The organism is Paenibacillus terrae, assembly GCF_005217525.1.
In the GTDB taxonomy this organism is placed as follows: domain Bacteria; phylum Bacillota; class Bacilli; order Paenibacillales; family Paenibacillaceae; genus Paenibacillus; species Paenibacillus terrae_C.
In genome coordinates, this window is the sequence record NZ_PNXQ01000005.1 from 376,165 (window position 1) to 388,429 (window position 12,265).

Genomic DNA, 12,265 nt, shown 5'->3' on the forward strand with positions numbered 1-12,265 from the left:
GAAATAAGGTTATCGTTAAACTAACAAAATCATTTTATTATGATAACGCTTACTATGTCAATTTCATTATTTTCGAGTATACAAGCAGAGCTGAAAAAGTTTCACACAATACTAATTTATAACCACTAAGCATAATAAATATAGCAGCATAGCTGCCCTGAAACATAACCATTAGCCTTGGGGTAACGGTTATGTTTCAGGGCAGTTGACAGCTTTAAGATACGTGATTATGATTTTAAATAAAGTTAACGATAACCTAATAGAAGTTACAAAGGAGGATTTTGCCTCTTGGACACGCTGCTACATGAGATCAGGCAAGAATGGAAGGATCACATACTCCCGTTCTGGCTAGGGTTGAAGGATGAAGTACACGGTGGATTTTATGGTGCGGTGGATGTCGATCTGCACATCCATAAGAAGGCGGACAAGGGCGGGATTGCTACTGCACGGTTGCTATGGTCATTCTCGGCAGCAGCTCGTGTGACCGGGGAACGCATCTATGAGGATGCCGCACGACACGCTTTCCTGTTCCTGCAAGAGCACCTGATAGATCCGGTATATGGAGGAATGTACTGGATGGTAAATCATACGGGCCATCCAGCCGACACCTGCAAGCACGTCTATGCGCAGGCATTCGCTATTTATGCCTTATCTGAATATGCACGGGCAACGGGCGACCCGGATGCGCTGGCCCTAGCTAAGGAGCTGTTCCACCTGCTGGAGCAAAAAGGATATGATCGCACCCGCCAGGCATACGGCGAGCAATTTGACCGGATGTGGAACACGCAGCCTAATGAGCTGCTCAGCGAAAACGGAGTAACCGCGCATATCACCATGAATACACATATTCATGTTCTGGAAGCGTATACTGGGCTGCTTCATGTATGGCCGGATGAAGGCGTGCGAGATGCGCTGGCGAATGTATTGGACATTTTATACAGTCGTGTTTACGATGCTTCCACCCGGCGGTTGAGAGTATTTTTCGACAGTGACTGGCGCTCTCTGCTTGACCTGACCTCGTATGGTCACGATATTGAGGCCAGTTGGCTGATTGAGGAGGCTATGAACGTACTGGGGCACCATCCCCCGGAATATGTAGACATGGTTGTGAATATCGCCCAAGCAGTAGCAAAGCGTGCTGTTCAGCCAGATGGTTCACTGATCAACGAACGGGAAGGCGATCGGGTAGACACCTCGCGCATATGGTGGGTACAGGCAGAAGGAATCGTCGGCTTTTACAATGCGTATCAACGAACACAGGACGAACGTTTCTTACAAATTGTACGGGATTTGTGGGCCTACACCCGGCAGTATATCGTAGATCCACGACCCGGAGGTGAATGGTTCTGGTCCGTTCAAGCGGATGGCAAGCCCGATCCGAGAGAAGTTGCGGGACCTTGGAAATGCCCTTATCACAACAGCCGATTTTGCATCGAAATGCTGGAAAGGACGGGAACGAAATGATTCATACCCAATACCATAAGCTGCTGGTGCAGCAAGAGGAACTGATTACACAGACGAATGAGATCAACACCACCTTTTACAATGGCATCTACGAACGCTACCGCTACCCTGTGCTCACACGTCATCACGTTCCGCTTCACTGGCGGTTTGATTTGAACGTACAGACGAACCCGTTTTTCATGGAACGTCTGGGCGTGAATGCAACGCTAAACCCAGGGGCGATCTATCATGAGGGCAAATATATACTGGTTTCCCGCACCGAGGGGCTGGATCGAAAATCGTTTTTTGCCCTGGCCGAAAGCGATAACGGTATTGACCAGTTCCGGTTCATCGATGCTCCATTAATATGGGACGATATCGACCCGGACGAAACGAATATGTACGATATGCGGCTGGTGAAACATGAGGACGGCTGGATCTACGGCATTTATTGTTCGGAGAAAAAGGACCCTGATGCGCCACCCCACGATACCTCCAGCGCTGTCGCTCAGGCCGGACTGGTCCGTACCCGCGATCTTCGCACATGGACCCGTCTACCGAATATCTCCACCCGATCTCCGCAACAGCGTAACGTTGTCCTGCACCCCGAATTCGTGAACGGCCAATACGCCTTTTACACGCGTCCGCAGGACGGATTTATTTCCACCGGCTCGGGCGGCGGCATTGCCTTCGGTCTGTGCGAGGATATTACACAGCCTGTGATTGAGAGCGAAACAGTGATTGACGAGCGCTGCTATCATACGGTGTACGAAGCCAAGAACGGGCAAGGGCCCGCTCCGATCAAGACCAGCCGCGGCTGGATTCATATCGCTCATGGCGTACGCAATACCGCCGCTGGCTTGCGATATGTGCTGTACACCTTTGCCACCAGCCTGGAGGACCCTTCGTGCGTCATCGCCAAGCCCGGCGGGCATTTTATAGCTCCCTATGATGAAGAGCGTGTTGGGGATGTCTCGAACGTTATTTTTTGCAATGGAGCAGTGGTTAACGAGCACAATGAAGTCTTTATTTACTACGCCTCCAGTGATACCCGTATCCACGTGGCAACAACGACCGTTGCCCGCTTGGAGGACTACACGTTCAACACACCGCCTGACCCACTGCGTTCACTCGGCAGCGCCGCTGTCCGACGTGAGCTGATTCAGCGCAATGAAGCGCTATTGCAAGCACAAGCCCATTCTTCGCAGCGGACATAAGCCGCAAGCTTTATCCTGCCTGCGGAACCATGTATACTATCCAGAGAACAACTGTTACCCGCAGGCTAATGGTTGTTCTTAGGGCAGCTATGCTGCAAATGTTTTTTTCTTTTAAGGCAGCTAAACTGCTGATGTTGATCTTTTTTACATTGGAAGGCGGAACAGGAAATGAAGAGCAACGTAACGATGCGGGATATCGCAGATAAGCTGGGGGTTAGCAGCGTGACCGTGTCGAAGGCGCTCAATGACAAGGATGGAGTTAGCGATGAGCTAAAGGAGCGCATCAAGACGCTTGCGGGCGAAATGGGCTACCGTTTCAATACCGCTGCCAAGTCCATGAAGGAGGGCCTCACCTATAACATTGGTGTTGTCATTCCCGAGCGTTTTACCGGCCCTGGCCAATCGTTTTATCTGCACATCTATCAGCAAATTTCACGGGAACTCGAACAATACGGCTACTACGGCATTCTTCACATCCTCCATCGCGAGGACGAAGAACAGCTTCATCTGCCACGTATCTATTACGACCGCAAGGTGGATGGCTTCATTCTTCTGGGACAAGTGAGTAAGCCATATATCGAGCTGGTGCAATCCATGGACCTGCCCAAAATGTTCCTTGATTTTTATGATGAGCATGCCGATATCGACTCCGTAGTAACCGATAATTTTTACGGAGCCTACGAGCTGACCAACTATTTGATTGCTCAGGGACACCGGGACATTGCATATGTGGGTAATCTCTACTCCACCAGTAGCATTCAGGACCGTTTCCTCGGCTACTATAAATCCTTGCTGGAGCACAGGCTGCCTCTGCGTAACGAGTGGGTACTCAGCGACCGGGACGACGATGGTGTATACGTTGATATGGAGCTGCCTCAGCCACTGCCGACCGCCTTCGTATGCAACTGTGACCAGGTCGCGTACAATCTGGTGCAAAAGCTCATTGCTCTGGGCTACCGCGTGCCTGAAGATTGCTCTGTTGTTGGCTTCGACAACGATGTATATGCCACCCTTATTGTTCCGCAGTTGACCACCGTTGGAGTGGACATTGAACAGATGGCCCGTACTGCCATTGAATCCATGATGAAAAAAATAAGCCATCCCGGCAGTCGTTTTGGCCGGGTCCTTGTACAAGGTCACATCGTGTATCGTGATTCCGTGCAGCGCATGGAGAGGCCGTGATCGATGTATGCTTTGGACAATTGGCCCATTCTCAAAGCTCCACAACCAAAAGCCGCTCAGCATGTCGCTGGAGCGGCTTTTGGTGTTCATAGATTCTACACATGTGGTCAACGTACTCGCCTTTACTCAGGAGCGTTGAGCCACAAAAGAGTTGCCCGTTCGATTGAGAATCGGGAGCATCCGAGTTTCCTGTCCCATGGAGGCTTGGCAGAACGGACAAACCGGTTCGCTCAAAAAGGTGAAATCCGTTCGCATCCAGCCGTTGCAACCCTCGTTGGTACACGACCAAATCGCCGTATCTTCCTCTGGGATAATCTCCGGAGCCTGGCGTCTGTACATCTACATTCCCCCCTCGGTTTTATGGGGTAATCCCCTACATTAGAAGGGAGCCCCGCCCAACAAAGCGACAAAGAGGCTCCTCTGATCCAGCTCGTCCTGACCTGTTTTAGCTGGTCTTGGTGACATGCTCCGCCTGCGGCCCGCGCTGGCTTTCCACTACATTAAATTCCACATGCTGGCCTTCGTCCAGCGTCTTGAAGCCTTCGCCGTCGATAGCGCTATAGTGGACAAAAATATCCTGGCCCTCTGTCTCGATAAAGCCGAAGCCTTTATCTGCATTAAACCATTTGACTGTTCCTGTTGGCATATTGTTAAATCCCTCCTGTGCGGGTATTAATATGCTCCATCCTCTGAAAAATATGCGTATTTTTCCAAAATGTTTATTTGCGGATCGCCTTGGTCCAGAAGCCGCCATGAAACTGTTTCGGCTCCACTGTAATGACAAAGGCCTTGGGATCAATATCCAGAATGGATTGGTACAGCTTGTTCTGGTTTTTTCGCTTAGCCAAAATTTCCATCACCAGCCGATCTCCATCCCGCCCGCTGCCCAGCCAGGCTGTAACACCGTACCCTTTGTCACGCAGCGCATTGGCGATACCTCCGTTGACCTCATTGCTGATCACCTTGACGGTTACGTAGCCAAGCGCTATTTTCTCCTCAATCCATGCTCCAATGAGAATACCAAGCGCATAGCCGATGGCATAAACCGCGAGACTTGCCACCTGATCCAAATACTTAAGCACCATGTTCAGGCCCAGTACGTAGATCGTAACCTCTACAGTGCTTATGAGTGCAGCAACGTACTTCTGTCCTTTCAGCGTCAAAATCATACGCAATGTATACGCAGACACGTAAATAATTTGAATAACAAAAATAAATAACAAAATTTTAAGCATACGCCCACTCCTTCACGTTCTGATTTGGCCTGTATCCATCATTATACCCTTGTATGTCGCACAGCTTTCCGTTTCGCATCACCCTCGCTCGGGTAAAGACTAACTACAGCATGCTGAATGAAATTTCGATCACATAAGGAGGACTATAACATGAAGGATAACGGAATCAGCGATAAAATCAAAGGTAATGTTAACAAAGCCAAAGGTGAAATCAAGGATCAAATCGGGAATGCCACGGATAATAAATCCCTTCAAGCCGAAGGTAAGCTGGATAAGGCCAAAGGCCATCTTCAGGAAACAGCAGGCAAGCTGAAGGACGGCAAATAATTCGTGCTTTGGATATGAGCTTTGACGCAATATTTTCCCATCAAGCCTCGCTGTCTTGTGCAGCGGGCTTGTTTTATTTGACTTGTTTTATTTGACGACTTTTCAAAAAACTTTTACGAAAACAGGGCAACTTTTACTCTTGCTGTTGCGTCTAACCAATATAAGCACATCTGCTAATATCCCTCCAAACGTGTTGGAATTTGTAGGCATTAATGTTACTCTAGTCTATGAACTAGGCTATAATTCTTAAATAAAGGGGTAGACCAACGAATGAAATCATTGAAATCTATGAAAAAGCCTGTCATCATCACTGCCGTATCCGCCTTGGCCATATCGGGGGCTCTTTTCAGCCAATCCACATATGCCGCGCAAGTGACTAAACCGATCCAAGCAGTTTATAACAATATCAAAATCATCTACAACGGAACTGAGGTTCCTTATGATGCAAAAACAGAACCATTTATGCTGGATGGCGTGACTTATCTCCCGCTTCGTCTGGCAGGTACAGCTTTGGATAAAAAAGTAGAATGGGACGGCACGAACAAACGCGTAGTCATTGCTGACAACGGCGTTCCGATTGATCAATCTACAGTTACAGCATTGAACAACCAGATTACGACGCTGACTCAGGAGCTGAACACGGCGAAAGCAGCGAACACAACCAAAGACGCTACCATCGCTCAATTGCAAAAAGACAATCAGACACTAAAAGATGATGCAAGTAAAAGCAGCTCTAGCACCTTGAAGGATCTTCAAAAGGAGTTGAACGATGATCACAGCGATGACTACAACACCAACTCTGATATCTCGCTCAGTGGCAATAAAAACGATATTACCGTGACTATCGAAATGACGAAATCCAGATGGACTGACCTATCCAGCAGTAAACAAAAGAGCTACCTGGAGGACATCGTTGAAGATATTTTGAAAGAGTATAAAAATGCCAATGTTGACGGTACGGTTAAGAATTCCAGTAATAGAGATAAATTAGCGAGCTTTACAACCAACAGTAGAGGCGATGTTACGATTAAAAAAATAGGTACATCTTTCGACGCAAGCACGATCCAACGTTCTTTGTTTGATAGATACAGCAACTACGCCGGGTACGGTTTTGATTTCAGCGTAAGAGGCGACAGCAGTAAAGCTACGGTGGATGTGTATGTAAATTCGGATGATTGGAATAAACTTTCGAACAATCAAAGAAGTACCCTTACAGATGGCATTATTGATCAGCTAAAAGATAGAGAATCCATTGACAGAGTGGAAGGGTACATCCGTAATAAAGGGAACAGTAGCCAAATCGCTACCTTCTAAGATATAAATTAAAAAACAAGCGACAAAGGCTTTAAGCCCTTGTCGCTTTTTGTTATTGATTTACTTCTTCCCCCTCTTCTTTTCATAACTGCAACCTTCGATAGTCTGAACAATTATTGAATCAATCGGCCTACAGAAGTTATATATTTTATATAATCTTTATCCGCATCGGTTGTATTGATATTTCTCGTATAAACCAAATTACCAGGAGTGGTGATTTTCACTTTGTAAAACATAGTGGGTTTAGAATAAGGATTTACACTATAGGTTCCTTTGCTATAAACAATCATAGGATTAAAGTCGATTTGCCTGGAAGCAGGTGATAAGCCGCCCTCGTACATAGCATAAATATCCAGTATGCCTTTCTTGCGATCCCAATCAAAGGAAGTAAGATCAAATGCGTTCGCGTCAATGACTTGGGCCAAGTCTTGTCCCTTAAAATTCATAAGAACTGGACTTTCCGTAAAGCTATCATGCTTTAGTTTCAATAAGCCCCGCTTGGAATCCCACTCCATCTTCGCATCTGTATCCTTCAACAGGATGGATACCGGCAAAAACATCGCATTGCTGTTCATGATGGGGACTGTGTCCATTGTCACTGGCTCACCATTAACCGATATTTCGGGTGATCCGATCATAGCCATTACATTACGACCCAACAGATTAACAGAAGCGGTTTTGCTCGCTGCATTGTAAGTTACTTTACCACCCAATATATCCTCAGCCGCTTGGAGCGGTATAAGCAGTCTGCCCTTCTTATCCACAAAGGGTGGTGCAGGGTAGGTATATAAAACGTAGTGATCATTGACCTTCAAGTATATGTGCGTTTGTCCTTGAGCCTGCGCTGATGTCAAATTCGTGTTAGTAGCACCCAAACTTAATACAATCATAAGGCATATTAATAACCTGATTTTCATAATGCCCTCCTAGTTATTTTTTTCTTAAGTAGTCTACTCCCACAAACATATAATTTCAACCATAATTTAATATATTTATCCAAATAAAGAACATCATATTTTACACATAATGGTACATAAAAGGTTCTATTACATAGCAAAAAGAGAGCGCTGTTCAGCGCTCTCTTCCAATAAAGCATATAAAATGTAAGGAATATTAATAGGCCAATGCAAAAAGTCCTTTGATGTGGGACAGGTAACGGATGTTACTGCCTTCCTTCATCAAAGTAGCTACAGCGCCTTTCAGTTGGGTGCCATTCGCGCCTACAGTACCAATCGCGTCTGTTCTGCCCAAGCTGCCCAGTGTACCGGAGAATACTGGGTTAAAGCTTTCCATTTTCGCTCCGTTGAAGTAAGCGAAGATGTTGTAACCAACCGTTTCGCCCATTTGCCAAGCCAACTGTGCAGTTGGAGGATATGGACGCTCGCCTTCACCCGGGAACACCACCGCGCTGTCTCCAGCGAGGAAGATGTCTTCATGGGAAGTGGATTGCAGTGCACCGTTCACGGTTGCGCGGCCACGGTTCACTTCGATACCAGATGCGCCAAGCAGTGCGTTGCCTTGTACGCCGCCTGTCCAGATCAGGGTGTTCGTTTGGATCGAACGTCCATCTTTGAGCAGAACTTCGTCGGCTTTCATTTCCGTAATGGGAACACCAGCTACGATTTGAACACCACGTTTTTCAAGGCTTGTTACTGCACGATCAACCAGTGCTTGTGGGAAGCCTGCCAAAATAGAAGGTCCAGCTTCTACGCAATACAGGTTAATATCTTCGTAGTTAATGCCTTTTTCACGACAAACCGCAGGCAGCTTGTCAGCATATTCGCCCACCAGCTCGACACCAGTCAGACCGCCACCACCGATAACGATTGTAGCGTCCGCTTTGTTGCCGGATTGCTTGTAAGCATCCAGACGAGCTTCTACGTGTGCGCGAATGCGGTTTGCTTCTGCCACTGATTTCAGCGTGAAGCTGTGTTCTTGCAGACCCGGAATACCAAAGTAAGCCGTTTCGCTGCCCAGGGAAATAACGAGAGCATCATAGCTCAACGTAGCGCCACTGGCCAGAGTTACTTTTTTATCGTCCGGTTTGATTTCCGAAACGGTATCCACTTTCAGGATAATTTCTTTGTTACGCAGCAGTTTCTCCAAAGGAAGCGCAACAGCTTTCTCGGCAATTGTACCTGCCGCCAAACGGTGCAGCTCCGTAATAATTTGGTGCGACGCAAAGCGGTTTACCACTGTAATGGTTGCTTGGCTAGCGTCCAGGTGCTGGCGTGCTGTCAGAGCGGCCAGCAAGCCGCCGTATCCGCCGCCCAAGATCAAAATTTGCTTCGACATGTCCATCCTCCGTTCTTGATCAGGTAATTATTTGCTCTCGCGTTGGCGCTCATTCAGAATATCCAGGAAAGCCTGGCTGAAACGCAGCGTTTTTTGTACATTTGGATCTTTAAGCATTTTGAGCAGGCCAAACAGACCTACACTGCCGTCTGTAGTTTGTACGCGGTCTCCTGCTTCAATGGCAGCAGAAGCCAAGCCTTTAGCCGAATCTGTAACAGGCTTCACAAACTCCCCCATGGAGCTTTTCATATCGCCGATAAATACAGGGTCGGTTGCCAAACTGCGGGCTACATCATAAGCATCGGTCATCAAAGTAACCATCTCAGTCAACTTGGGCAGATTCTCAACCAGTACGGTCAGCGATTGCTGAACCTCCGGTTTCATCAATTGGTCCAATACATCCCGAGACTCTTTGGTAGCTTCTTGTGTTACAGCCACCTCTTGTTGGTTTTCAGACATGCGTGAACGTCCTCCTTTACTGTGAAAATAGAAGTCCATTCCTTTCTCGTAACCTGTATCGATAAACTCTAGCAATAAAACGTTCAATGAATTCACGCCCTCAGACATACAAGAAGCACAGCTAAAACCGGCCTATACCCAATAGGGCAAGACTGATTCATCGCAAACACTAATTGTATATTGTTCAGACGGTATTCTGTTGTTACTGCTGCGGAATATTACACGAAGCGCTTCTCCGTGACAACAACAGGCCGAAACGGAACCCTATACCTCTATATTACACCTTTCACAACACAATCGTCGAAGAAATTTTAAATTTGCACAAATTCCTACAAAATTTTTATTGTTATTTTAGATAAAAATTAGAATAAAATTAGATTTTGTCCAATTTCCTGCAAAAAAAAGGTCATTTCATAGCATGGAAGGGTAATAGAAAGAGTGAATTTCATAGCGCGATCAAACGGAAATCACCACAAAATATGCATATGAGGTTTGATACGATGGCTAAAACATATTCAGATATGGTTCAAGAAGCGAGACAACATGTTCAGGGCATTGATTCACAGGAAGCACGCCAACGCATTGAGGCCAATCCCGATACGTTCGTCATTGATGTGCAGGACTCCCACGACGCGGGAGTATCCTAGGTTCATAAGGAGTCCTCTGGAGCATCTGTATCACCAGGAGATGGCAACGGCACACCAGATTCGATAAATTCATCGACATCACGGGCCGCCTTGAATTGATTGCATTCGTTGCAAGCACATACGCAATTGACAGGCGTCGTGTGTCCCCCTTTGGCACGGGGCAGCAAATGATCAATAGTATCGCCGTAACCCCCGCAGAAAAAGCAGGTATAGCGATCACGCTTGAGCACATATTGACGGAATTCCTTATTGCTGTAAAGTCTGCGGATGGCGTACGGATTAATAACCACTGCCATGCGCTCTCTGACCAGGGTAACCGCCAAATCAAATTCAATCTCTTGATGCCAACGTCTTCCCTGATCGGTTTTGCCCCTTAACCGAATCATCCCGTTACGGTTGAGCCGCAGGGCCTTCGTATCCGCAGGCTTCAGCCTGCTGAGCAAATGCCGAACCCGTTGTCGATGACGCTCGCGGGCTTTATCCGTGACTGGCTTCCTACGTGGCGGCTGAGGCTGCACGTCAGGCTGTGCGGACGCCTCCATGCTTTGCACGACTGCATCATGCACACCGCCATGCGATGCCAGGGAAGCCGTGAGAGGCTGTGTCCCCTCGACGGAAGAAGGAGCGGATGCAGACGTACGTTCTTGCGCCGCTAACCCCCGGCAGGAACGGCAAGGACCACGCCGGGAATAAGGACCAGCCCGGCGACCGGTTCTACGCTGAAATTCCGTTAAAGGCTTCCATTCCTGACAATACGTACATTTTTTCATCAGCGGTTCGCCCGCTTCGTTCCTGATTGGCTGCGATTCCGTCATGTTCGCCCCTCCTTTCCCCGTTACTCACGTTTACTGAATGTCTGAAACCCGAACTCTGGTTAAGTTAAATTCATTCTACCGTTTTCACGTTCCCTTTTCTAGCCATCGAATATATACCCCTACAAGGTATAACAAATTTTAAGCATTTGGCATACGTTATACAGCGATCCCTGTTCTCCATTCGGCAGCTTATTGACCGTCTGACGTTTAGCCCCCCTTGCTTGGTGGGTAACTTGTTATATATGAAGGAGGGACGCAAGATGAAAAGGAACCATACGATGATGCAGTTTTTCGAGTGGAACGTCGAGGCTGACGGCTCCCACTGGAAGAAACTTGCCCGCCTGGCACCGAAACTGAAGGCCAAAGGAATTGACGCGATATGGATTCCACCTGTCACCAAGGGCCAATCCCCCGAGGATACGGGATACGGCGTCTATGACCTTTACGATCTGGGTGAATTTGATCAAAAAGGTGCGGTACGCACCAAATACGGTACAAGGGAGGATCTGCTGGGGGCTATTGCTGCCTGCGTTCGCCACGGTGTAGCCGTCTATGTCGATCTGGTCATGAACCATAAAGCCGGTGCGGATGAAACAGAAGTATTCAAGGTCGTCGAGGTCAACCCGGATAACCGCAATGAGGTCATTTCCGAGCCGTTCGATATCGAAGGCTGGACTAAATTTACGTTCCCCGGTCGTCAGGGTCAGTATTCCACATTTCAATGGAATTTTGAGCATTTTAACGGGACCGATTACGACGCAAGTCAGGGTCGAACGGGAATTTATCGTATTTTAGGCAAAAATAAAAGCTGGAGCGAGCATGTAGATGATGAATTCGGTAATTATGATTATTTGATGTTCGCCAATATTGACTATAATCATCAGGAAGTGCGCAAGGAAATGATCCGTTGGGGCAAATGGCTGGTGGATACCCTGCAATGCAACGGATTCCGTCTGGATGCGATCAAGCATATCAATCATGAATTTGTACGCGAGTTCGCAACGGAAATGATTAAAAAGCGCGGACAGGACTTTTATATGGTCGGCGAGTTTTGGAAACCGGATCTGGAATCATGTCAAAAATTTCTGGACACCATTGATTATAAAATCGACCTGTTTGACGTATCTCTCCACTACAAGCTACATAGCGCTTCCTTGGGTGGCAAGGATTTCGATTTAAGCACCCTTTTCGAGGATACGCTGGTCCAGACTCATCCCTTGAACTCCGTTACTTTTGTCGATAATCATGATTCCCAGCCGCACGAGGCTCTCGAATCGTGGGTGGAGGACTGGTTTAAGCCCAGCGCCTACGCGCTCATTCTGCTGCGCAAG

15 protein-coding genes are annotated in these 12,265 nt (G+C 47.5%); 8 read left to right on the forward strand and 7 right to left on the reverse strand.

Annotated features, from left to right (window positions below; genetic code table 11):
• The first annotated feature begins 288 nt into the window (after window positions 1-288).
• Genes C1I60_RS04935 through C1I60_RS04945 form a run of 4 tightly spaced genes read left to right on the forward strand, consistent with a single transcriptional unit; the run spans window position 289 to window position 3,842 of the window.
• Window positions 289-1,464 (forward strand): AGE family epimerase/isomerase, encoded by a 1,176-nt coding sequence (locus tag C1I60_RS04935; protein ID WP_137060743.1) that lies wholly within the window; start codon window positions 289-291, stop codon window positions 1,462-1,464.
• On the forward strand, window positions 1,461-2,660 hold the full coding sequence (locus C1I60_RS04940) for a glycoside hydrolase family 130 protein (RefSeq protein WP_137060744.1): 1,200 nt from the start codon (window positions 1,461-1,463) through the stop codon (window positions 2,658-2,660). The genes C1I60_RS04935 and C1I60_RS04940 overlap by 4 nt, the downstream gene beginning before the upstream one ends.
• A 29-nt stretch (window positions 2,661-2,689) precedes the next feature.
• Window positions 2,690-2,866, forward strand: a complete 177-nt coding sequence (locus C1I60_RS24725) for a hypothetical protein (protein ID WP_212734438.1) — start codon at window positions 2,690-2,692, stop codon at window positions 2,864-2,866.
• Window positions 2,829-3,842: a LacI family DNA-binding transcriptional regulator gene (locus tag C1I60_RS04945; protein WP_137060745.1), complete on the forward strand. Its 1,014-nt coding sequence runs from the start codon at window positions 2,829-2,831 to the stop codon at window positions 3,840-3,842. The genes C1I60_RS24725 and C1I60_RS04945 overlap by 38 nt, the downstream gene beginning before the upstream one ends.
• Window positions 3,843-3,968: 126 nt before the next feature.
• Here C1I60_RS04945 and C1I60_RS04950 read toward each other — a convergent pair whose 3' ends face one another.
• The 3 genes from C1I60_RS04950 to C1I60_RS04960 all read right to left on the reverse strand — a co-directional run bounded on the left by C1I60_RS04950 (window position 3,969) and on the right by C1I60_RS04960 (window position 5,077).
• The gene (locus C1I60_RS04950) at window positions 3,969-4,181 is read right to left on the reverse strand and encodes a cold-shock protein (RefSeq protein WP_014278674.1); all 213 of its coding nucleotides are present in this window, start codon (window positions 4,179-4,181) and stop codon (window positions 3,969-3,971) included.
• Window positions 4,182-4,287: 106 nt separating this feature from the next.
• Window positions 4,288-4,488 carry a cold-shock protein gene (locus C1I60_RS04955; protein ID WP_044644292.1) on the reverse strand — a complete coding sequence of 67 codons (201 nt, stop codon included), beginning with the start codon at window positions 4,486-4,488 and terminating at the stop codon, window positions 4,288-4,290.
• 73 nt (window positions 4,489-4,561) lie between these two features.
• Window positions 4,562-5,077, reverse strand: a complete 516-nt coding sequence (locus tag C1I60_RS04960) for a DUF2179 domain-containing protein (RefSeq protein ID WP_025683910.1) — start codon at window positions 5,075-5,077, stop codon at window positions 4,562-4,564.
• Window positions 5,078-5,227: 150 nt separating this feature from the next.
• On the opposite strand from C1I60_RS04960, the gene C1I60_RS04965 reads away from it, so the two are divergent.
• Together C1I60_RS04965 and C1I60_RS04970 are read left to right on the forward strand one after the other, a co-directional pair.
• Window positions 5,228-5,404, forward strand: coding sequence for a CsbD family protein (locus C1I60_RS04965; protein WP_068939077.1), 177 nt, complete (start codon window positions 5,228-5,230; stop codon window positions 5,402-5,404).
• 270 nt (window positions 5,405-5,674) lie between these two features.
• Window positions 5,675-6,718, forward strand: coding sequence for a stalk domain-containing protein (locus C1I60_RS04970; protein WP_137060746.1), 1,044 nt, complete (start codon window positions 5,675-5,677; stop codon window positions 6,716-6,718).
• Window positions 6,719-6,831: 113 nt separating this feature from the next.
• Here C1I60_RS04970 and C1I60_RS04975 read toward each other — a convergent pair whose 3' ends face one another.
• The 3 genes from C1I60_RS04975 to C1I60_RS04985 form a co-directional block, all read right to left on the reverse strand.
• Window positions 6,832-7,635 (reverse strand): copper amine oxidase N-terminal domain-containing protein, encoded by an 804-nt coding sequence (locus tag C1I60_RS04975; protein ID WP_137060747.1) that lies wholly within the window; start codon window positions 7,633-7,635, stop codon window positions 6,832-6,834.
• Window positions 7,636-7,831: 196 nt separating this feature from the next.
• On the reverse strand, window positions 7,832-9,013 hold the full coding sequence (locus C1I60_RS04980) for an NAD(P)/FAD-dependent oxidoreductase (protein WP_137060748.1): 1,182 nt from the start codon (window positions 9,011-9,013) through the stop codon (window positions 7,832-7,834).
• Between the two features lie 27 nt (window positions 9,014-9,040).
• Window positions 9,041-9,472 (reverse strand): DUF1641 domain-containing protein, encoded by a 432-nt coding sequence (locus C1I60_RS04985; RefSeq protein WP_137060749.1) that lies wholly within the window; start codon window positions 9,470-9,472, stop codon window positions 9,041-9,043.
• A gap of 500 nt (window positions 9,473-9,972) precedes the next feature.
• On the opposite strand from C1I60_RS04985, the gene C1I60_RS04990 reads away from it, so the two are divergent.
• Complete coding sequence (locus C1I60_RS04990; protein ID WP_252361567.1) at window positions 9,973-10,119, forward strand: hypothetical protein; 147 nt, start codon at window positions 9,973-9,975, stop codon at window positions 10,117-10,119.
• A gap of 2 nt (window positions 10,120-10,121) precedes the next feature.
• Here C1I60_RS04990 and C1I60_RS04995 read toward each other — a convergent pair whose 3' ends face one another.
• Window positions 10,122-10,934 (reverse strand): HNH endonuclease, encoded by an 813-nt coding sequence (locus tag C1I60_RS04995; protein WP_137060750.1) that lies wholly within the window; start codon window positions 10,932-10,934, stop codon window positions 10,122-10,124.
• Between the two features lie 260 nt (window positions 10,935-11,194).
• On the opposite strand from C1I60_RS04995, the gene C1I60_RS05000 reads away from it, so the two are divergent.
• A partial coding sequence (locus C1I60_RS05000) for an alpha-amylase (protein WP_252361568.1) occupies window positions 11,195-12,265 on the forward strand: 1,071 nt, incomplete at its 3' end.